This is a genomic window from Desulfovibrio sp. Huiquan2017 (genome assembly GCF_017351175.1).
Classification (GTDB): Bacteria; Desulfobacterota; Desulfovibrionia; order Desulfovibrionales; family Desulfovibrionaceae; genus Pseudodesulfovibrio.
In genome coordinates, this window is sequence record NZ_JAFMPN010000006.1 from 143,889 (window position 1) to 166,995 (window position 23,107).

At 55.7% G+C, this 23,107-nt stretch carries 15 protein-coding genes; 10 read left to right on the plus strand and 5 right to left on the minus strand.

From position 1 onward, the window contains the following. The first annotated feature begins 14 nt into the window (after positions 1 to 14). Entirely contained in the window at positions 15 to 878 is an 864-nt protein-coding gene (locus J0909_RS06540; protein WP_207261463.1) for a YitT family protein, read from the plus strand. A 167-nt stretch (positions 879 to 1,045) separates the two neighbouring features. Here the strand turns inward: J0909_RS06540 and J0909_RS06545 are convergent, their stop codons facing one another. The 5 genes from J0909_RS06545 to J0909_RS06565 form a co-directional block, all read right to left on the minus strand. Next, entirely contained in the window at positions 1,046 to 2,050 is a 1,005-nt protein-coding gene (locus J0909_RS06545) for a substrate-binding domain-containing protein (RefSeq protein WP_207261464.1), read from the minus strand. Positions 2,051 to 2,056: 6 nt separating this feature from the next. Beyond that, positions 2,057 to 2,983, minus strand: a complete 927-nt coding sequence (rbsK, locus tag J0909_RS06550) for a ribokinase (protein WP_207261465.1) — start codon at positions 2,981 to 2,983, stop codon at positions 2,057 to 2,059. A gap of 4 nt (positions 2,984 to 2,987) precedes the next feature. Continuing rightward, complete coding sequence (locus J0909_RS06555) at positions 2,988 to 3,968, minus strand: ABC transporter permease (protein WP_207261467.1); 981 nt, start codon at positions 3,966 to 3,968, stop codon at positions 2,988 to 2,990. Next, positions 3,968 to 5,515, minus strand: a complete 1,548-nt coding sequence (locus J0909_RS06560) for a sugar ABC transporter ATP-binding protein (RefSeq protein ID WP_207261469.1) — start codon at positions 5,513 to 5,515, stop codon at positions 3,968 to 3,970. Before J0909_RS06560 ends, J0909_RS06555 begins: the two co-directional genes overlap by 1 nt. Before the next feature lie 94 nt (positions 5,516 to 5,609). Next, on the minus strand, positions 5,610 to 6,551 hold the full coding sequence (locus tag J0909_RS06565) for a sugar ABC transporter substrate-binding protein (RefSeq protein WP_207261471.1): 942 nt from the start codon (positions 6,549 to 6,551) through the stop codon (positions 5,610 to 5,612). Positions 6,552 to 7,699: 1,148 nt separating this feature from the next. On the opposite strand from J0909_RS06565, the gene J0909_RS18350 reads away from it, so the two are divergent. From J0909_RS18350 to wecB, 9 genes are all read left to right on the plus strand, one after another. Continuing rightward, entirely contained in the window at positions 7,700 to 8,752 is a 1,053-nt protein-coding gene (locus J0909_RS18350) for a glycosyltransferase family 2 protein (RefSeq protein WP_286181836.1), read from the plus strand. A 21-nt stretch (positions 8,753 to 8,773) separates the two neighbouring features. Next, positions 8,774 to 10,312, plus strand: a complete 1,539-nt coding sequence (locus J0909_RS18355) for a CDP-glycerol glycerophosphotransferase family protein (protein WP_286181837.1) — start codon at positions 8,774 to 8,776, stop codon at positions 10,310 to 10,312. Then, positions 10,305 to 13,835 (plus strand): glycosyltransferase, encoded by a 3,531-nt coding sequence (locus J0909_RS06575; RefSeq protein ID WP_207261473.1) that lies wholly within the window; start codon positions 10,305 to 10,307, stop codon positions 13,833 to 13,835. The genes J0909_RS18355 and J0909_RS06575 overlap by 8 nt, the downstream gene beginning before the upstream one ends. Before the next feature lie 82 nt (positions 13,836 to 13,917). Beyond that, positions 13,918 to 14,823, plus strand: coding sequence for a methyltransferase domain-containing protein (locus tag J0909_RS06580; protein ID WP_207261475.1), 906 nt, complete (start codon positions 13,918 to 13,920; stop codon positions 14,821 to 14,823). Continuing rightward, positions 14,820 to 18,068: a methyltransferase domain-containing protein gene (locus tag J0909_RS06585; protein ID WP_207261477.1), complete on the plus strand. Its 3,249-nt coding sequence runs from the start codon at positions 14,820 to 14,822 to the stop codon at positions 18,066 to 18,068. The genes J0909_RS06580 and J0909_RS06585 overlap by 4 nt, the downstream gene beginning before the upstream one ends. Positions 18,069 to 18,193: 125 nt before the next feature. Further along, entirely contained in the window at positions 18,194 to 19,252 is a 1,059-nt protein-coding gene (locus J0909_RS06590; RefSeq protein WP_207261479.1) for a glycosyltransferase family 4 protein, read from the plus strand. A gap of 236 nt (positions 19,253 to 19,488) precedes the next feature. Beyond that, positions 19,489 to 20,256 (plus strand): class I SAM-dependent methyltransferase, encoded by a 768-nt coding sequence (locus tag J0909_RS06595; RefSeq protein WP_207261481.1) that lies wholly within the window; start codon positions 19,489 to 19,491, stop codon positions 20,254 to 20,256. Positions 20,257 to 20,391: 135 nt separating this feature from the next. Then, the gene (locus tag J0909_RS06600; RefSeq protein ID WP_207261483.1) at positions 20,392 to 21,477 is read left to right on the plus strand and encodes a glycosyltransferase; all 1,086 of its coding nucleotides are present in this window, start codon (positions 20,392 to 20,394) and stop codon (positions 21,475 to 21,477) included. Positions 21,478 to 21,719: 242 nt separating this feature from the next. Next, on the plus strand, positions 21,720 to 22,853 hold the full coding sequence (gene wecB / locus J0909_RS06605; RefSeq protein WP_207261484.1) for a non-hydrolyzing UDP-N-acetylglucosamine 2-epimerase: 1,134 nt from the start codon (positions 21,720 to 21,722) through the stop codon (positions 22,851 to 22,853). Positions 22,854 to 23,107: the final 254 nt, after the last annotated feature.

The following is a 23,107-nucleotide window of genomic DNA, read 5'->3' on the forward strand; positions in this document are numbered from 1 at the left end:
GGGAGGCACAAAACATGAGCATGCAACTGCGGTCGCTGACTGACACTCTGGGGTGGAATATTTTTCTGTTGACGCTGGGGTCGGTGGTCTACGTCATCGGCTACAACGGCATCGCCGCGCACCACGACTTTGTGCCGGGATCGTTGTACGGCCTGGCCGTGGTGGGCAATAACGCCATGCCGGGGCTCTCATTGTCGAACTGGTACATACTCCTCAACGCCCCCCTGTTCTTCCTGGCCTGGAAAGGCGTGAGCCGACGGTTCTTCCTTCTGAACCTCTACAGCATGCTGACCATAGCCCTGCTGACCGCCTATCTGCGCTGCGACTTCGGCATCCGGGCGGACGTATACTCGGCCATCGCCGCGGGGGCCCTCATGGGAGCCGGGTGCGGGCTCATCTTTCGCACCTACGGCGGCGGAGGCGGCCTGGACGTGCTGGCCGTGATCCTGAACAGGAAATACGGCCTGCGCTTCGGCGTCTTCTATTTCGTGGTCAACGCCCTGGTCATGACCACAGCCCTCAAGCGCTTCAGCCCGGACATCATCGTCGCCTCGCTGGTCATGCTGTTCATCAGCTCGGTGGTCACGGAATACGTCCTTTCCCTGTTCAACCAACGCAAGGCCGTCCGTATCCTGACCCGCAAGGGGGATGCGGTCGTGCAGTTCCTCACCCATGTACGCAAACAGCACGCCACGGTCTTTCCCGGCAAGGGAGGCTACTCCGGCATCAACGTGGACATGATCCTCTCGGTCACGGACAGGCTGCGCCTGCGCTCGCTGGAACAGGCCGTCTTCGACATCGACCCCGAGGCGATCATCGTCGTGGAGAACACCTTCAGCGTCACTGGAGGCTCCGTGGGACTGCGCAAGAAGTATTGATCACCGAACGGAAGCGCCGCATGCGAACCCGCCAACGCCCGGCTGAGCCGAGGCCGGGGAGTTCCCCTGCGCGCATCGAAATGCAACGGAAGCCGAACCGAGCAAAGGTCCCGCCGCCCCGGACCGCCGGAGCGAGTCGAGCCTCCTGCCGGTAGCCGCAGACAGATTTACTTCATCTTGCGCACGGAATCACGCTCGACAAGCCGGGGCTCGATCCTGATGACCCGTCCCTTGCTCCGCTTGCTGCTCAGGCGATCAATGAGCGTGTCCACGGCCATGGCCGCAATCTTGCTTGTGGATTGGTGGATCGTCGTGAGCGGCGGGGTCATGTAGCGTGCGATGTAGATATCGTCGTACCCGACAATGGACAGGTCCCGGGGGATACGCACCCCGATCCGGGCGGCCTCGTTGATGACGCCAAGCGCCATCATGTCGTTGCACACGAAAAGGGCCGTCGGCCGGGAAGGCCGCGCCATCAATTGCCGCAGGGCGCGGATACCGCCGCCGCAATCATAGTCGCCCTCGACGATCCATTCCTCGCGAACGGGCAAGCCTGCTTCATCCATGGCCGAGCGCAACCCTTCGAGCCGCTCACTGGCGGACCGGCGCCCCATCGGGCCGGTTACGCACCCGATTTCCGTATGGCCCATCTCAATGAGATGCCGAACGGCCATGTAGCCGCCGTCGGGCGAGTTGTCGTATATCCGATCGACATTGTCCGACTCCGGCCCCCAATCGAAAACAACGGTCGGAGTGGGCCGCTCGGCTTCGAGCAGGCGGAGAATATCGTCGTTCACCTCGCTGCAAAGAAGCAACAGCCCGTCCACCCGCTTCTCCTCAAGGGCATCGAGGTTCGCCTCCATGCGCTTCACATCGCCTTCGGTGTTGCACAGGAAAAGCGTATATCCCCGCTCGTAGCACCGCCTTTCCACGGCGTGGACCACTTCCGCAAAAAACGGGTTCCGGCTGGCGGTGACCAGCATGCCCAAGGTATTGGTGGTCTGCACCTTCAAGCTGCGGGCGATGGAGGAAGGACGATAATTCAGTTCGCGAACGGCGGCATCGACCCGTTGACGCGTGTCCTCGCGGACGAATCGGGTCTTGTTCAGGACGTGAGAGACCGTTGATGTCGACACCCGTGCGAGTTTTGCAACATCCTTGATGGTCGACATGATTGATTATCCGTTGTCTTTGATGAATCTGTCCACTTCCGCGCGGTAGGGAATGGACGTTTGTGCGCCGAGCCTGGTTACGGAGATGGCAGCCGCGGCATGGGCGAAACGAACGGCCCCGGCCATATCAAGGCCCTGTTGCAAGGCCGCGACGAGCGCCCCGTTGAAGGTATCACCGGCGGCAGTCGTGTCAACTGGTGCGACCTCATATCCCGGGACACGCCGGGAAACCCCGGCGGTACTCAAAAAAGCTCCATTCCCGCCAAGAGTGATGATGACCGTTTCAACTCCCTTGTCGTGCAAAACCCCAGCAGCCAGTCTCGCATCGGATTCCGTCGCGACCCTGACGCCCGTAAGCAGTTCCGCCTCGGTTTCGTTGGGCGTTATCACACTCACATCGGCAAGCAGCGAATCAGCCAGAGGCTGAGCCGGAGCCGGATTGAGCACCACAGTCACGCCGTATTCCCGCGCCTTTCGAGCGGCCAACTCGATGGTCGCCAACGGGCTTTCCAACTGCATCAAAATGGTATCGGCCCTCTGCAGCAACTCCAGGCGCGGCCCCAACACGTCAGGCGTCAGGCAACCGTTGGCCTCGGGCGAGATGACAATGGAATTCTCGCCGCCCGCCGCGATCTGGATGAGCGCAATCCCTGTGGGCGTATCGGGCACGACCCTGACCGCCGCCGTATCAATGCCGTCGTCGCGGAAACGCTCCAGGATGCGCACGCCGAAATCATCATCCCCCACGCAGGCGATAAACCCGACATCCGCGCCGAGTCGCGCCGCAGCCACGGCCTGGTTGGCCCCTTTCCCGCCCGGCAGGACCTGGTAGCCATGGCCGATGACCGTCTCGCCGGGACGGGGAAAATCCTCCACCCGCAGGATGTGGTCGGCGTTGACGCTGCCCAGGACTATCAACTTTTTTGCAGTCATGGCGTTACTCGGAAACCTGAATTTTGGTCAGGAGCCGATTGCGGTAGGTGTCGATAATGACCGCGGCGACGATAATCAGGCCGGTGACGATCTGGCGGGCAAAATCCCCCATGCCGAGCAACAGGAGCCCGTTGTTGAGCACGCCGATGATGCAGGCCCCCAGGAACGTCCCCACCAAAGAGCCTTTTCCGCCCATCATGCTGGTGCCGCCGATAACGACCGCAGCGATGGCATTGAGTTCGAAACCGACGCCGAGAATCGGGCTGGCCATGGAGAGGCGCAGCATATACATGATGCCGGCCACGCCGACACAACCGCCGCAGATGACAAAGGCCGCGATCTTGTAAAGGATGGTCCGGTGCCCGGAAAGCCGGACAGCTTCCTCGTTGTTGCCAATGGCATAGATCATCCGCCCGAAGACGGACCGGTTCAGGACGATAGTCCCCAAGATCACGAGGGTCAGGGCCATAATAAAGATGACGGGCAGCCCGAACACGTTCTGCGCGCCCAGGTCGGTAAACACCTCGGGAAAGCCGAACAGGGTTCTGGAATCACTGATCTGGAGGGCCGCGCCGCGGGCGATGTTGAGCATGCCCAGCGTGACGACGAAAGAATGGATCTTCCAGCGCTCGCACACGAACCCGTTGAACAGACCGCACAGCGCCCCGACGGCCAGGCTGACGACCACGGCGAGGAAGAAGGCCAGCCCGGGAGACAGGGATTCATTGGTGAGGGTCAACCCGGCCACGATGGTACAGAGCGCCAGCACGGACCCGACGGAGAGATCGATTCCACCCAACAGAATGACGAACGTCATGCCCACCGCGATGACCGTGTTGATGCTGATCTGCGTACAGATATTCATCAGGTTGATGGGCGAGGCGAAATTGGGCGCGACGAGCATGAAGATGACGATGAGCAGCACGAGCGCCACACCGATACCGGCCTCTCTGAGCAGCAGATATGCAAGTTTCCTGAAATTCATCAGAGTCCCCGTTTAACGTGTTCTGTTCCCGATGACGCCGCGTCATCCTGGATGTATTCTTCGTATGCCATGGTAAGGATGCGTTCCTGATCGAACTCGTCCCGTGGCAGTTCGCCGGTAATTTTCCCGTCGGAAAAAGCGATGATGCGGTGGCAGATGCCCAGCATTTCCGGCAAATCGGACGAGACGATGATGATCGCCTTGCCCGCGGCGGCCAACTTCCAGAGCAGGAGATAAATTTCGTACTTGGCGCCGACGTCGATACCGCGCGTCGGCTCGTCAAAGATGAGCACCTCGGCATTCCGGAACAGCCACTTGGCAAGGACCACCTTCTGTTGGTTGCCGCCGGAAAGGTTGCCCACCCATTGAGAGATGGATGGCGTCTTGATGCCGAGATCGGCCACGAATCGCTCCGCCACCTCCCGCTCCATGTCATGCTGGATGAAGCCGTGCCGCGCCACACCGGGCAGGTCGGTGAGCGTCATGTTCACGGCGCAGGACATTTCAAGAATGAGCCCCTGATTCTTCCTGTCTTCGGTGAGCAGGCAAATACTGTTCTCCACTGCGTCGCGCGGCGTTTTGATGGACAGCTTCTTCCCGTGCAGCAGGATCTCGCCGCCATCTTTGGGGTCCGCCCCGAATATGGCGCGAACGACATCCGTACGCCCGGAGCCGACCAGCCCGGCCATGCCGAGTAACTCGCCTCGCCGCACCTCGAAGGAGACCGGATGGGGCTTGCCCTTGCAACGCAAATCCCGCACGCAAAGCAGGGGCTCGCCAACCGCCACGTCGTCCATGAAGGGATACTCCTCGTCCATGGACCGTCCCACCATGAGCTTGACGATCTCCGGGATGGAGATATCCCGAGCGACATGCGTGCCCGCATTCTCTCCGTTGCGCAGGACGGATATGCGGTCCCCGATCTCGAAGACTTCCTGCAGATGGTGGGAAATGAAAATGATGGTCACGCCCTGGGCCTTGAGCTTGGCGACGATGCCGAACAGCATCTCGATCTCCTTGCTGGAGAGCGTCGCCGTGGGTTCGTCCAGGATGAGCAGCTTGCTCTCGGACGAAATCGCCTTGGCGATCTCAATGAGCTGCATCTGGGCCACACCGAGTAATTCGACCGGCGTCTTGGGGGAGACATCCAACCCAACGATATCCAGCAACTCACGAGTCTTGCGATACAGCGTATGGAAATCGACCAGCCCGTACTTCCGGGGCAAATTATCAAAAAAGATATTCTCCGCCACCGAGAGATAGGAGAGAAGATTGAATTCCTGGTAAACCACACGGATGCCCGCATCCATGGCGTCATGCGGCGTCTGCGGCGCATAGGGCCGCCCCTGGTAGAGCATCTCGCCAGCATCGGGCTTGTAGATGCCGCACAGGACTTTGATGAGGCTCGACTTGCCCGCTCCGTTTTCACCCACCAGGACATGCACCTCGCCCTTCCTGATGTCGAGATCGACGTCGTTCAAAGCGACGACGCCGGGGAACTGCTTGGTAATACCTCGAAGTTCTATGATATTTTCACTTGTAGCCATCCGCGCTCCCACTCAGGGCATACCGAAAATGCGTCGAAAAACGATCCAAAAAGGCAGCGGGCACAAAGGCCCGCTGCCATGATTCGCCGCAGGCCTAAAGGTCGGCCTTGGTCACGAGCTTGATGGGGGTCTTCTGCCAGCCGGTCAGCTTTTCGCCGCCGAGAATGCGGAAACCGACCTTGATGGCGTTGGCCGCCATCTCGGGGCCGAACTGATCGATGGTGGCAAGGCACTTGCCCTGCTTGATCAGCTCCTGGACCGCGCCGATGTTGTCGAAGCCGACGATCTGGATCTTGCCGGTCATGCCGGCGGCGGCGATGGCCTTTTCAACGCCGAGCACCATGGAATCGTTGGCGCACATGACGCCCTGGACGTCCGGGTGCATGGTGAGCAGATTGGTCATCAGGGTGTTGGCTTCCTCGGTTTCCCAATGGGCGGTGCGGGAGGTCAGGAGGTTCAGGTCGTACTTCTTGACGGAACGCATGAAACCGGCCTTGCGCTGCTTGGCATTGTCGGCGCCGGGGTTACCTTCGATAATGATGACCTTGGCGCCCTTGCCGATGGTCTTGCCCAGGTAGTCGCCGACCATTTCGGCACCGTCGGCATTGTCAGGACCGACAAACAGGAAATCCTTGGGCAGACCGGCCTTGACCAGTGCTTCCTTGTTCAGGGTGACATCGAAATTGACGACGGTGATCCCGGCATCGACGGCCTTTTTGACCGGGATGGTCATGCCGACGGAGTCAGCCGGGGCGACAACGATCATGTCCACCTTCTGGGCGATGAAATTCTCCATGGCGCTGACCTGGGTGTCGATGTCGGTCTCGGAATTCATGCCGACCGGAATCAGGGTGAAAGTGCCGTCTTCCTGGGCGTACTTGCGGGCGCCCTCTTCCATGGTTTTGAAAAATTCGTTGGCCAGTGATTTCATGACCAGGCCGACAACCGGCTTCTCAGCGAAAGCCGGCGCGATCGCGACGGTGCCAAGGAACGCCAAGGACATGAATACCACAGAGATCTTTTTGAAAAAACTCATACCGATACCTCCAAATAATTAGTGGATCACACGCATACAATCGTTTGCGCAATCGTTTGCGTAAGCTTTTCCACCCTACCTTCCGTGACATTTCTGTCAAGATTTTTTTGTCCCGACACGCGTCGCCATTCCTATCAATGGACATAGCCCCATGGCGATAATAGTTTCATTCGACAATGGTTTGAATGAGTTGCAACCGCGCCGTGAATCCGGCAGAAATGGCTTCGACCGGGAGTGAAAACCGTTCCCACCTTTTTGTCCTTACCGCCGCGCCGCCCAAAAAGCCGATTCCCGACGATTTCGAAAAACACCGGCGCACCGGCCCGGCAGGCGCAGGACATCGTGACACAAAAAACGGCTGCGGAAATCGGCCCCCCCGTCAAGGCTGACAGGACTGGCCCCTCGGCGGACAATCCCTGTCCAAAATAAAACCCGTTCCAACGCGGCGTTCAAAACGCGATCCGCGTGGCCGTCTGGCTTGCATTGCGGTGTGCCGGACATCTTCAACACGAACCAAGGTTCGCGGGACGACGAATGTGCCTATTGGCGAGAGCGGGAAACGAGTTACGGCAAGGCTCAGCTTGGCGGTTTGAGGCCGACAACAAGACTGCATTTCATTTTTGACGGCAGGATGCCGCCGGAGATATAGCAAAACGGACTCAGGCCGGAAGGCCCCCGCAGGAACGGCACAGCGCATGGCCCTTCCCGCCTGACAGGCGCTCCCCCAAGGCGAAGCGCCAGGGCCTTCCCGGGACGCCTCCCCAGAGCCAACCGGGCGAGGCCTGGGGGGAAACATTGCGGGTGGCTGCCCACACCCAGATACCGGATCCGCCCCCTTGGCCCTGTATCTCATTTGCATCTGAAGTCCGATTTTGATTTCCGGGCCCTTGGCGCGGCCAGTTCATAAACTGGTGCATTGTGCGCCCACCGCCCGGCAATCAGCCGACTTGGCAGATTGTTCCCCCCCGAAGTCCCCGAACTGTCATAGGTTTGGCGGCCCCGCCCCTGGCGGGTATGACTTCGCCAAAAGGTGCGCATGCTTTATTTTGAGCATTCCCAGTATGTTATAAAAACTTTGAACATTTTTGTTCAGGATAAGGCTCCTTTTTGGAGCACGCCTTGCATTATAGGCCTCATGGGTGGGCGCCATGCCGGGCCATGAACTGTTATACCAAGCTGCAACGAGAAAAAACGTGACCGCTATATCCATTGTCGTCCCTGTCTACAATGTGCAGAAGTGGCTCCCCCGCTTCTTTGCCTGTTTGCAACGTCAAACATTTGAGAATTTTGAAGTCCTTCTGATCGACGACGCCTCCAGCGACAACAGTGTCGGCTTGATGGAAGAGATTGCCGCTACGGACCCGCGCTTCAAGCTTATCAAGCTGCCGGAAAATCGCGGTTGCGGAGGCGCTTGCAATGTCGGCATCTTGGCGGCCCGGGGGGAAACCATCTGTTTTGCCGATCCGGACGACCTCCTGCCGGAGAACTCGCTTGAAGTGCGTTACAACGCCTACAAGAAGCATCACGCCGTGGTCCGCGCTTGCCACCATGAAATCATGGACGACGGCACAGTGCGCAACATGGAGGTCAGGCCGTCCGGTCTGCCGGAAATCTGCGCGCCGGTTGAAGCCGCCCCCCGAGTGGGCGTCAATCCGTTCCTTTGCGCGCACTGGACATGGCTGTGGCCCACCGGCCTCCTGCAGAAAAATAAAATCCTGCACGGCGAAGGCATGCGCACTGGCGATGACATCCACATGCTCGTTCAGCTCTTTTTCCGGCTTAACCGGGTGGTCTGGATCGATGACGTCGTCTATTACTGGATCAAGCGCACCGACTCCCTCTCCACGACCGTATACACGCCGGAACATTACGGAAACTATTTCTCAAGCTGCGATATTTTTTATAATGAGGCCAAATCGCGCGGCAAAACCCCTCTCGCGGACATGTTTTTCAGCGAGTACCTGCTTACGTACCCGGGGCATCTCTTGATGCAGATAAGCGAGGGCAAAAGCACCGAGCAGGACGCACGCGAAGTCATCGGCCAGATGGCCCGGGTAGCTGAAAACCACGCGGTTTTCCCCCGTTGCCTGGAGATCATCAAAAAGAATCCGTTGCGCTACCCCGGAATATACCGATTGCATCATATCCTGACCAACAACGCGGCTCTGGCTATCCAGCGTCTTGCGGAGTCCCAGGCCTAGATCGCGCCCCTCGTGCTCCGCATGCAATACCGCGCAGTACGGGCAAAAGGCTGGAGCCAGGAGCTTGTGATCGACAAGTTTGATACGGAACGGGAACTGCTTCGGGTGCGCTATGAGTTCTGTGGCAACCCGCCGGACGAGCGAATCCTCTGGGGTGACGACGAACAGGCGCCCGTCTATGCCAAGAACCGCACCGCCCACGTGGAAAGGGACTTTACGGTTTTTGAGCGCATTCTCTGGCTTGCCCTGCCATCCCACGAAGACACGCAACTGCGCCTGTTTGTGGCCGGGCAGGAAACCTCCCTGCACCACACTGGAGCTGAAATTCGCGCGGCCTTCACCCCCGCCCCGCTTGAAGACACGGGCTTCCCACCGGACGTGCGCGCTCTCCGCCGTCTCGCGACTTCGCCTGGCATGCGGGAAAAATTCAAGAATGCCTGGATGTTCATAGACAAAGACACCGAGGCCGATGACAACGCGGAACACCTATACCGCTGGGTGCAACGCAATCATCCGGAAATCAACGCATGGTTTGTACTCAGTGAATCCTCACACGATTGGCCTCGGCTGGAAGAGGAAGGTTTCCGACTCATTCCCCATGGCAGCGTGGAGCACGGGGCACTCTTCCTGACCTGCGCCAAGTTGATTTCCAGCCAGATGGACCGATATATCTTTACGCCTCTTGAGGAGCAATATTACAGCGATTTCCCCAAGCCGAAATTTATTTGCCTGCCGCATGGAGTGACCAAGGACGATGTGTCGCGCTGGTTTAATAGTATTCCTTTTGATTTATTCATAGCCGCCACCCACGCAGAGACGGCCTCCATCACCAATGACGGTCCCTACCTCATGTCAAACAAAGAAGTGCGCCTCTGTGGATTCCCCCGCTATGACAAATGGCTGGAGCCGACCGAGACAACAAATCAGATCTTCGTCATGCCGACATGGAGGGCAGACCTTGTCGGTGCTTGGGACGGCAAGGGACAACGGCGCGAACGCAACCCCAATTTCTATTCCTCGAACTTTGTAAAGATGTGGGCGGACTTCTTTGGGGATCCGCAACTCAAAGCACTTTTGCAAACATATGGGTATAGGATAGTTTTCTTCTCGCACCCGGGTTTTGAAGACTATGTCGAGGACATGCCGTTCCCCGATTTTGTAGAGAAACGCTCCAAGCGTCATGGTTCCATTATAAAAGTGATGCAACAATCCAAAATCATGATAACAGACTTCTCTTCTGTTGCGTACGACATGGCCTACATGGAAAAACCGGTTTTGTATTACCAGTACGAAAGAAAGGCGGACTTTGTTCACAGTCAAATCTGGAAGAGTGGCTACATTAATTATGAAACCATGGGGTTCGGCCCTGTCTGTCAAAACAAGGCAAGCCTTTTTGCGGAATTGGAAAAGACATTGGAAGGAGGATGCGCAGTGGCACAACGCTACATTGATCGCGTAAAACAAACCTTTGCCTACCACGATCAAGGGTGTTGTCAACGCGCTTTTGAAGCTATCATGCTGGATTCCAATCCAGAGAAAGAAGGGAAACGCCATGTCTAAAAAGAGCGTCCTTCGAGACCTATTCCGCCTGTTGCGCGAACTCGACCAAAACCTCTTGGATCTTCGCCTCAAGGCTCTCCCTCAGCCTGCATTGCTTATGCTTTTGGAAAGGCGCACCGAGCTGCACACGGCTATGCGGCTGAGTGCGAAAAAACTATACCAGCGCAAGCATCGAGCCGAAGAAAGGGGATGGAAGGAACCGTTACAGAACGCGAAACAATCCCTCGCGGCGTTGCACCCCATATTCAAGCGGATGTGCGCTATCCACAAAGACGTCAATGCGGATTTATCCACCGCCGACGCGTGCATCCACTACAAAGACCTACCCGTGATGGTACAGGTTCTTAAGCAGCGTCTGCGGGCACTGGGGGCCGACACAGAGAAGAAAATGGGGGCATTGTCTCCTGAACAGGTATTCAAGGATAAAATTGACGGGATCAATGGCATTACGCGCCAGATTGGGCAACTGACGAATGTCATCAACAAGCTGAACCAATGGGCTGATGCGAAAATCGCAGATCACTGCGCAGAGTTTTCAGCCATTTTTACGCAGCTTGAGACCGACCCAGTCTTGGCGGATGTCCACAGGGATGTCGTGATTGCACTGCGCGGCATAGCCTACAAGAGCATTGCCGCTTCCGGACTTTTTGACGAGCCGTTTTATCTGTCGCAACTCCCGGATGGCGGCAAGGATATTCGGGATGGTCTGAAAAACTACCTGATGCAGACACATGACGCTCCGCCCTGTCGTTTCTTCAGCGATACATACTATAGGCAACAATCCAGCTTTGTGGAAAAGCTCCGCTATTACCCGCTTGAACACTTTGCACGGTATGGCGAACTCATGCGACTGAGCCCCGGGCCGGAGCTGGATATGCTTTTCTACTTGAAAAGCAATGAAGATGTCCTCAATGCGGGTGTTTCTCCTTATCGCCACTTTGTGCACCATGGCGTGGCCGAAGGACGACCGCCGTCTGCGCATGCCGGTGACTTTCTCAGCAGAGAATATATGGACAGCACAGCCGGACGGCTGGCCTTTGTGGGCGACCCCGAAAACGAAGAGCGGTTGGCGTGGGAGGTACTGCGTTCGCGGTGCCAGGAAAGGGAAAACGGACACGTCGTTTCTTTTCCTGTTGCGCAATGGGACGACCATGAAGACAGCTTCGACGGCGTCGTGGTCGGGGCTTCAGCTCTCTCCGCTCTGGACGGAACACGCTTGTCCGCCCTTGCCCGGAGCGGGGCATCTCTGGTTTATCTTGGCGGCAACCCACAAGAAGATCTGCGAGAACTCCTCGCCCAAAGCACCTTCCCTTTGACCAAAGTATGCGCCATCACGAATAACTATGAACGGTTCCTGCGCTGGCAGGAAAGCGAAGTGCCGCTCAGGCTTCTCTACTATCCGTTTAAGAACATGGAGGACTCCCGCCCGCTGGCCGACGCGGTGCTCTCCAGACTTGGACGTAGGGAAGAGGCTGTTTTGCGCCGCTTTGTAGAACCGGCCAAAAACGATGACGGCGGACCCAAGCCAGTCATCAGCGTAGTGAGCATCATTTATAAAAAACCGGACGAAATGTTGGCTTTCCTGGAATCCATCAACAGGCAAGACATCGCCCGCCCCTATGAAGTCGTTTTGGTAGACGACGCCTCTCCCGATGACACCGTTGACCGGGTAAACGCCTGGTTGAAGGGGAAACGGGACTCCGGGCTGCTTAATTGTCATATGGATGTCCGCATTCTTTGCAACGAAACCAACTCTGGCAACTGCATTTCACGAAATAAAGGCATTGAGGCCGCGCGAGCCGAAATAGTGCTTGTGGCGGATGGTGATATGGCCTTTGGCTCCTCCAATCTGAGTGAGCATGCCAGGGCTTACCGGTTTGGCGATTGCGATGCCGTACTCGGTTTTTTCCGTTTTGACTTGAACAAGGAATTCATCTTCGACTGGCTTGCCGCCTGTGAAATCGATCATGAAATCATCAATAAGAAGTTGTTAAACCTCAAGAGCCTGCTGACGGCTTATGGCAATCTGCAATTTCTTGGGCATGGTGTTTTCAATTATGTAACGCGAAATCTTTCATTTAGAAAAGGGGTCATCAAAGAAGAGTATTTCGATCCCGATTTCAGCTACTCCACCAAACCGGACTCCGGCTATGGAGGAGAGGATCAGGAATTCGGGGCCAAGGTATACCTCGCGGGGGGCAAGACCCGTTTCGCCGAGCGCGCAATAGCCATTCATACCCGGCATGCGGATAATTCTTACAATGACAGCAAAGTGCTGGCGAATCTGCGAAACTGGGAGAAGCTTTTGGCCAAGCACCCCGACTTGGCTTTGGTGGATCGCCAGTTCTATCAAGGCAACACGGCCGAGCTGCTGGACAGGGTCTCATCAAGACGGGAAGCGCCGGAGTACATCGCGGCCCACGCCCGCTATACCGCCCCGGAGAGAGCAAATATACAGATCCGCCCCTCCAGGCCGCTCAGGATTTTGACATATAAGTGGCATGCCGCACACCAATATGAACTATTCAAAATGGGGCGACACTCCTTTACCCTGGCAACCAATATCGGGACACGGCATTGCAACAGATGGGAATACGATCAACGCCCCCTGCCCCGCAACGTCAGGTTCGCCCCTCTTGAGGCCATCAATCCGAACGAATACGACCTGGCTATCCTGCCCTTTGATGAGCACGTACTTTACCCTGAACATTGCGGCATGCATTTGCCGGAATGGGGTAATGCGTTCTTGACCATGCTGGAAGCGACAAAGGGCATCCCACAGGTCGCGCTGTGCCACGGCTCGCCTCAGATATATGAGGACGAAGCGACCGCGGACGCCGGTCACACCCGAGGGGAGGTGATCACAGGCAGTCGCGAGGCTCTGCGGGAGCTGCTCGGCGATGTCCATGTGGTCTGCAACTCGCATCAGGCCCAGCGGGAATGGAATTTCGCCAATTCATCCGTCATTTGGCATGGCTTTTCTCCCACGGAATTCCCTCCGGGGAGACATGACCGCCTCGCAGCCTTGACATTGTCCAGGAAGGCCTTCGATTCGTTGCCGATCAAACGCGGGGCCGCCTACCTGGACCACATCTCCGCATCGGTTGGGGCCGACAAGATCGCTTTTTCGCAGTCCCCCCCTCCTCATCCCGGCTACGAGATGCAAACACAGGAGTGGGCGCTGGCGAAATTTCAAAATTATACGGCATACATTGGAGAATTTGCCGCCTACCTCAACACAACCGTAGGCGCTCCCATGCCGCGCTCACGCGGTGAGGCGATGATGACCGGAACCGTTCCCGTTTCATTGCGCAACCATGATGTAGACATGTTCATCCAGAACGGAGTGAACGGTTTTTACGGCGACAGCGCCGAGGAGCTTGCGGAACAACTTGCCTGGTTGCTGAGCCATGAGAAAGAACGGCGAACAATGTGCCGCCAGGCACGGCTGACCGCCATGGATATATTTAATATAGACAGATACCTTTCAGCGTGGAGCGATTTGGCTACGCAGATGGTATAAGATGTGCATTACAGTGACAACATGGGTATGCTTCCGGCAGTCCATAGATATTTAACCAGCTACTAACGACCAAGGACATACTATGGGCAAGTATCCGCTTCCCCCAGTTTTCGACCACCGATACTATGCGTCTCGCAACCCCAATGTCGCCAACCTCTCTTTTGAGGATGCCTGCCGCCATTTTTTGACAATAGGGAAAAAGAGGGGTTGCCTCGGTTCACCGATAGCGGATCATCGCTTGTTTATTGCCTGGATTGCCGGGCTTGGATGTGAACGGATCCTGGAGATTGGACCGGGTGTGAATCCATCATTCAACGGAGACAATGTATTTTACTTTGACGTCCGGGAAGGCGATGAGTTCCACAACTATGCGCGCGGAAAAGGTGTAGAGGACATGCAGTCGCTTCCAAGCATAGACTATTATGCGGAAGACGGCTCGCTCCGTGGGATCGACAAGAAATTCGATCTCATCTTTTCCTCACACTGCATTGAACACGTCTGCGACATTGTCACGCACATCAATGAAGTCGAACACATACTTGAGGATGATGGCATCTACTGCCTCGTCGTCCCCGACAAAAGATATTGTTTTGACCATTTCCGCCGCACCTCTTCCATCGGCGACATAGTTGATAGACATTTCGCCACTGACACCAAATACCATCCGTTGCAAGTGTTCATCGACGGGCTTTTCATGGCGCACAATGATTCCGGAAGGCACTGGCGAAGAGACCACGGCGAGGCCAACATCGACGCCGGCGCCATTCCAGCCGCCATTGATCGCTGGAAAGCCTCCAACGGAAGAGACCCCGGAATGCATGCGTGGACATTTACCGACGACTCATTCCTACAGATCTTCAACCTTCTCTACGTATCCGGAATGACGCGACTGAAGCCTGTCCGCGTATACAATACGCCAAAAGACACGTTTTCATTTTGCGCTATCTTGCAGCGGGAGCCGAGCGCGATGCAGGGAGAAAACCGATGAGGGCCATCCTGAAAGATTTTGAAGACAAGTTCGGGCGCAAACCGCGTGTGCTTATCCTGGCCGACGTGCCAGGATGGGCTTACGACATAAACAGCAAGGGAATACAGAAAGCCTTGGCTGACGACTTTGAAATCGAAATCGCCTACCTGCATCACGGGGAGGCCCCTGATCCCCGTCCCGACTATTTTGATATCTATCATATTTGCTGTTGGGTGGACATTGTCGATCACTGGCATATCGACCCGCGGCGGATTGTCAAAGAGGTATCCAGCCACCGATGGGAAGATCCCGGACAGTGGGGACCGCTCACCACAAAGCAATTTTGCGAAAAATATTTGGCGGATTCAGGCGTCATCACGGCGGTGTCGAAACGCCTGCATGAGAGCGTGGGCAAAATCAGACCGGTCCTGTTGGCCCCTAACGGCGTGAGCGGCTTCTTTGAGCCCGGCCCCCCAAAGACAGGCGACCTGACGTTTGGCTGGGCCGGCAATGCCAACGACCCCTGCAAGGGACTGCGCGACATCCTGCAACCCGCCTCATACCGCCTGATAAACCTCAATATCGCTCCGGGCAACGTGGCGCATGAAGAAATGCGGCAGTTCTATCAAAAGACCGATGTGCTTTGTGTCGCTTCGACCAAAGAAGGTGAGCCGCTGCCCTTGCTGGAAGGGATGCGTTGCGGTTGTTTCCCGATATGCACGGATGTCGGTATTGTCCCGGAATTGATCCGCCACGAAGAGAACGGTTTGATCGTGGAGCGCACCCCGGAGGCGTTTCGCAAGGCCTTCAAATGGTGCCTTGAACATCCGGAGCGGATTCGCGCCGCCAGCGAGGCCAACAGCGAGCTCATCCGCAAGACGCGCAGTTGGGACCGGCTGAAGGGAGCCTGGCGCAGGGCGTGGTGCGAGGCGTTGCGGTATCATACGCAAAATAAAAGCACAGAGGGAACAGGGGTTGTACCCGATCTTCCAACCGATGCGGTAAAACAAATGCCAAAGAAGAAAAAGAACATTTCGCTGATTACCCGTTTCTACAAGACGCTCGCGTGGATTGACGCGCATTCTCTCGCTTCCGGCGGCATAGCCGTTTCCAGTGCGCACAAAACGCCATACCCCGAAGTGACGGGATACTACATCCCCACTTTGATCGCCTGGGGAGAGCGGGAGAAGGCCATTCAGTTCGGCCAGTGGTTGCTCTCCATACAGCGGGAGGACGGTTCGTTTCCCGGGCCGGACGACCATGCCCCATATGTTTTCGATACGGGACAGATCGTTCGCGGGCTGCTTGAATTGACTCGCCAGGGACTGCTTGACTGCACCGATGCCTTGGAAAAGGCCTGTGGTTGGATAACGCACTTCATCGAAGAAAGCGGGGAGATTCGTTGTCCCGACTTGTCGCAGTGGGGAACGGGCGCCGTCCCGGCTGGGGTCCTTCTCTACGCACTGGAACCCGTCAGGCGCGCGACCGAACTGTTGCGCAGACAAGATATGATCGCCGCCGTGGATCGTTGTGTCGCACACTTTCTGCGTTCCCCCGATCTCGTTGATTTTACCTGCTTGTCGCATTTTCATGCCTATATCCTCGAAGGATTGTTTGATCTCGGGTATGAAGATCTCTGCCGCAAGGGGATGGAAAAGGCGCTCTCCCGGCAGTTGCCCGACGGCGGCCTTCCGGCCTACCGGGATGTCTCTTGGGTGTGCTCCACCGGCATGTTCCAATACGCTGGATTGCTGTATAAAATGGGGAGAAAAGAAGAAGCCGACCGGTATTTTGCCTATATGGCTTCCTTGCAGAATCCAACTGGTGGTTGGTTTGGAAGCTACGGAGCCGGAAAGACGTATTTCCCCGATGCCGAGATATCGTGGGCAAGCAAGTATTTCCTTGATACGTTTTCGCGCAAATTAAAGAGTTCCTTTGAAGAACATGCGCCACGTTTCCTCGACAATATCGCTCCGGATGACGGCCGATACCTGTTGGTAAAACAGCAGATCGAAACCCTTACGCGGCACACTGGCGCTTCCGAATTGTCCGTGTTGGACGTCGGTTGCGGCAAGGGGCGTTACCTTGCCCGTCTTGCCCAGGAACCGTTTGCCGCAAGACTTGCCTTGTATGGCAGCGACCTGTCCACGACGGTTTTGCGCTACGTCCCCTCCGGCATCAAAACACAACAGGGGACATGTCTGAACCTCGGCTATCCGAGCGAGTCCTTTGACTTTGTCTTCTCCTGTGAAGCGCTTGAGCATTGCGTTTACACCGAAGGCGCACTGCAGGAGCTTTGGCGCATCGTGAAGCCGGGTGGAGTTTTGTTGATCATAGACAAAAACAGTGCGTTGCTTGGGAATCTACAGATACTGGACACGGAGCAGTGGTTTGACACCCAAACGGTCCAGGGCATTCTGACCGACCTGGGCGGGAGCGTCTCCGCCCATGAGGGTGTCCCCTGCGAAGGACGCAACGACAAGTTGTTTACTGCGTGGATCTCCCAAAAGAACGGATCGGCACTGTCACAAAACCTGTCCTTTACCGACTGGAACAAAGTCATCGTCGGCAGCGCAACACCAGACGCGATGGCGGAACGCGTACTCTCGGGGAACATACCCGAATGGATATCGGTCATGCTGGAAGAAAGCCGCCCGGGGGATGCGTGCCTTGAATTGGGAAGCGGATCGGGGCTCCTCTCCGCTTCCCTGGCGAAACAGGGGCGAAAGACCTCCTTGCTCGATTTCAGCGCCGACAGCCTGGCCTTCTCGAAAAGGCTTTACGATGAACTGAACCTAAGCGGCGAATTCACCCATGCGGATGTCCTGCAGCCGCTGCCGTTTGCGGATGCGACGTTTGATTGCGTCTGGAGCAGCGGATTGCTGGAGCACTTCAGCGACGCGGAAATACAACATATCGTTTCAGACTCCGCGCGGATTTCAAGAGGGATCGTTCTGTCTCTGGTTCCCAATGCGGCGTCAATCCCCTACAGGATCGGCAAGTGGCACCAGGAACAGACCGGGAAATGGCAATATGGGTACGAAGATCCCAAATACACCGTTGCGCCCTTTTTTGAAAAAGCGAACTTACATGGCATTCGAGAATACACAGTCTCATGGAAGCATGCGCTCAAATTCATGTCTTTCGACGGCGCAACGGCACTTCGCGGCCTTTTTGAACAATGGTATGACTCGTTGAGCGAAAGGGATATAAAAATGCTGCCCCAGGGCTATCTGCTGGTGACGGTCGGCAGCAAAAAATCATGATTCGGACATCGAATCGTGAAATAAACAATTCTTCACAAGAGAAGGGATAGCCTATGATAGGAAATGATTGTCTCGTAATTATACCCTCGGACCCTCTCGCCGCCTATGAGGAGAAAGGATATCTGGTGCGTTTGTTGCGGGATGACTATTTCAATCCCAAAAAGGCTTTCAAAAAAGTTTATATTGTCAGTCCATACGAGCCTGACGGAGTGCGGGAAATCAACGGCTACAGCGTTATCGGCGTGAAGGGCAGGGCCACGCTTGACGTGATTTCACACATCTCGCCCGACCTGATCAGAGGGTATGGCGGCTACTGGGCCTGCGACCTTGCCATATACGCATCCATTCTCGGCGCTCCGAATTGCCCCGTCTATGTGAGCGTTCATGATCCCAACCCCAAGAATATTCACCCGACATTGGTGTTCCCGGACCGTGTTCATTGCACCAGCAGCATCGTCCGCGACGCGGTGTTGCGCACGGGGAGGGACGAAGCCTCCACATGCATTGTGCCGAACTGGGTCAGCCCGGAGTCCTTTTATCCTGACGACTCCTTGCCGGAGTTGCCTGCGGAGTGGGGGGATCTTGCGGGATGCCTGCCGATTCTGCATGTCGGAAGAAAGACGGAACAAAAGAACATTGAAACGCTTATTGGCGCGCTAAAAGCTTTGCCGCAGCAGTATATCGCGATATTTATCGGGCAAGGCGACGACATGGTATACAAGAGGTTGGCGAAACATCTCGGAGTCGAGACGCGTTGCTTTTGGGTGCCTACTGTAGACAATGACGAGATCAGGAAATGGTACTCCTGGTGCCATGTCATGTGCACACCCTCCCGTTGGGAAGGGTTTGGTATCGTGTTTATTGAAGCGGCCGCTTGCGGCGCGCCTATCGTTACATCCAACATCCCCCCCATGAACGAGATTCTGACGCATGAACACGACGCGCTTTTGGTCGATGCCCATGAATCGCCAACGGCGCTGGCGCAAAGCATACAGCGATGTTCGGACAAGGCGCTTGCCCGTCGCCTTTCTCGGAACGCAGTCGAAACCTCGAAAAAATACTATAAGGAAACCGTCCAGGCGCTTGAGGCGAAGATGATGCGAACAACGGAAAGACGACAGGTCAGCCCAGAGTTGGATGGTCTTCGGCGCGAGCAGGCGCTTGCCTATTTCGCAATGAGATAATTTCGGGGAGCGTGGCTTGGCAACCACTTATGGGGTCTTGTTGCTTTTGCGTTTGGACTTCCATCTCTCCTTTTCAGCGCCGGCACCCGTAAACAGTTTTGGAGAAAGGTATGGCCCAGTCGATATTTGTTGAACAATTTCGTTGTCCCGCGTGTCACGCCGCGCTTCATGCAGGCACCCGATTTTGCCAATGCGAGGGGTGCGGAGCGCGGTACATGCTCCTGGGGGGCCTTCCCTTGCTCGTCCGCGATCAAGCCGCCCACTTGTCCGGCATTGAAGCCGCAAGAGCCGCGAATCCCGGTTGGTACGAACATGAGCAGCCGCCTGAAGCGGTGAGCCCGTGGCGGCATCATCTCCGCCGACGCAGGCTGTACGTCACTTCCGTCATAAAGCGAGAGATGGCCGACCGCGGACTGGACAAGTCGTGCCGCCTGCTTGACCTCGGTTGCGGCGACGGCAACAACCTGACTTGGCTTCAGGAATTTTCCGACAATTTGTATGGCAGTGATTACAATCTGCTGCGCCTCGCCCGCGCGCAAAGGAACGTGCCTGCGGCGCACATCTTCTTGGCCAACATACTCGATTACCCTACCGAAGACGCTTTTTTTGACGTGGTATACTTCAACCACGTCATCGAGCATATCCCTGACGATCTCGCGGCATTGCGAGAGGTGCGGCGTATCCTGAAGCCGGGAGGGATCCTGGTCCTCGGCGCTCCCAACGAAGGCTCCTGGTGGTGGCAGTTGGCCTACAAACGGGACCCGGCCTCCTTGCTCAGAACCGATCATGTGCATTTCTATACTGTCAGGGTCTTGGACTGCATGATGCGCAAGGCGGGATTGGACGTTCTCGAATCCAAGCGCCTGGGCTTCGGACCGCCGGATTGGCGCCTTGATGGACGGATACGGAAATACAAGTGGGTGGATGACACGTTCGAGTTTATTGGCCAGGCCGTCATGCCCTCTCAAGCCTCTTCCATGTATATCATTGCCACGAAAAGCTGACTTGGACTCGGTAAAGACGGCAGAAACAACTGCGGAAGGGGTTCAAGACCAAGGCCCTCTTGCACGCGACGGCCAGGGCTTTGTAAAACGGCAAGACGGATCGTCTTCCCTCAACAGCCTAACAAGATATGAACAATGACTAAAGTTTCAATAATATTACCTGTCTACAATGGCGAAAAATACCTGCGGACAGCGATAAAAAGCATTCTCAATCAGTCCTTTGAGGACTTTGAGCTCATACTTGTGAACGATGCCTCCACCGACAGGACCTTGGACATCATTCAATTTTTTGCCGCAAAGGATAAACGAATAAAGGTAATATCAAACCAGGAGAACAAGAAGCTCCCGGCCTCGCTCAATGTTGGATTCTCCGAAGCGACGGGAGCGTATTTGACATGGACTTCAGATGACAACGCCCTCATGCCTGATTGCATCGAGCGGCTTCTGGCGGAATTGATAAAAAGAGATGTTGATATTATTTACGCCGATGTCGAAGAGATAAATGAGCATGGCGACCTCACAACGATCATGCGTCGCGACAAACCTATAGAATATTTGCTTCACACCAATGTCGTCGGGGCCTGTTTCCTGTACCGCCGTGAAGTCCAAGAACGTCTTGAAGGATATAGAGAGGATCTTTTTCTAATAGAAGACTATGACTTTTGGTGCAGAGCATATTTGCAAAATTTTAGATTCCACCACATCAAAGAGATTTTATATTCATATCGGCGGCACACCCAATCGCTTTCCTTGAGCTATACGGAACGCGTCTCTTTTTACCGCCTGCAATACATCATAAAAACAATGAGAGGAATCGACAACCAAGCCCTTAAGAATCAGATACTCGGAGAAGTTTTCAGCATCTACAAAGGGTTTTACTGGGCACCGGCGAAGATAGACGGCTCATCCCCCCAGCAGGCGCTGGAGCACTTTCAAAAGCAGATCAAAGCAAGCCCGTTGAATCTTTTCAATTACCACGCCACCGCGCAACTTTTTTCCGCTGCCAACGACTATGCCGCGGCTGAGGCGGTGTTAAAGGATATTCTTGACGTATTCCCTTATTGGGAGAACGGCGTCATGTTGTTGCTGGATATATATTTAAAACAAAACAAAATAGATGCAGCAATAGCATTGATACAAAATGCCGCCGCCATTGATGACCAGAACGATACGTACAAGAAAATTCTACTCACGCTACTAAAACACCACAAGGGAAGTTAAAGTGAGCTTTGACGCACACCACGGTGACGCTTTTTATCAGAACCATAGCGTTGTATCCCTCACCATAAGTTGGAAACACTGACGAAGACCCACGGAAACGCGTCCATGCCAATGAAGGCGAAACGACTTTCAGCGGCTGATCGTTCTTACAGCGAAAAGACAGGATAATTTCATTTTATGTCCTAGCCGCCATCCTCTTGTTGCGGCATGAGTGCAAGACGTAAGACTTTGCGGGAGCGACCATGAAAAAAATACTCGTTTTTGCCGGCACCAGACCGGAAGCCATCAAGATGATTCCCGTCTATATTGCATTGCGGCAATGCCCGGACTTCGACATCAAACTCGTAGCCACCGGACAGCACCGCGAGATGTTACTCCAGGCTTTCGAAGACTTTGACATCAAGCCGGATTTGAACCTGGATGTCATGGCGGCCAACCAGACCCTTGCCTCGCTTTCAGCTCGGCTTTTCACGGCCATCGACACCCTCCTCGCGCAGGAGGCGCCTGATGCCATCCTTGTCCAAGGCGACACCACCACCGTACAAGTCGGCGCTCTTTGTGCCTTTTATCGCGGCATCGCCATTGGCCACATCGAAGCGGGCCTACGAAGCGGCGATATGCTCGCGCCCTTTCCGGAGGAATTGAATCGACGCGTAGCCAGTCTGGTGGCGACCTGGCATTTTGCGCCAACTCAACGGGCCGCCGACCAGCTCCTCGCGGAAGGCATTGACGCCAATTCCATCCTCGTGTCGGGAAACTCCGTCATCGACGCTCTGCTGTTGATGCGGGACAAGGTGCTTGCCGCACCGCCCAAACTTCCTCCGGAGGTATCGGCGGTGATCGAGGAAGACCGTGACATTTTACTTGTCACGGGACACCGGCGTGAAAGCTTTGGTACTGGATTCAAAAATATTTGCACCGCCCTGCTCGAACTCGCCGAATCCTTCCCCAAACTGGCAATTATCTACCCGGTCCACCTCAATCCCAATGTGCAAACCGTTGTCAGGGCGATGCTTGGCGGGCATTCACGCATTATTCTTACCGCCCCCCTCGGCTACAAGCCCTTCGTTTACCTGATGAGCAAAAGTCGGCTCATTCTATCCGATTCGGGCGGCATCCAAGAGGAAGGGCCGTCCCTGGGCAAGCCCGTGCTGGTTATGCGCGAGATAACCGAGCGCCCCGAAGGCATTGAGGCCGGGGTCAACATGCTGGTCGGCACCGATCGGGATAAAATTGTGGCGAACGTTTCGAAACTGCTGCTTGATAAAGAACTATACCAAACGATGGCGACACGAAAGAACCCTTATGGCGATGGCCACGCCGCGCAGTTGATTGCGAAATTTCTTTGCTCAGCCGAGCATGGTGAGCGCGCCTGAACCGTCTCTTTCTCGACTGCGCACCGGGCAAGCGGATCCATTATTCTTGGCCATGGATGGCCCGTCACGCGTTAGCGGCAACGCAAATCAGTTGAGTCGCCGCGAGCAGACGGCCAGGCAGGGGGCAGTGCCAGATAAAGAGTATCTCCGTACCCCGTTATGATCATTGTGTCGTCAGCACAGGATAGATGCGGTATTTAGTTGGCTCACCTCACATAATTGAACGATATCCCCGATAATCTTCATGCTCAAGA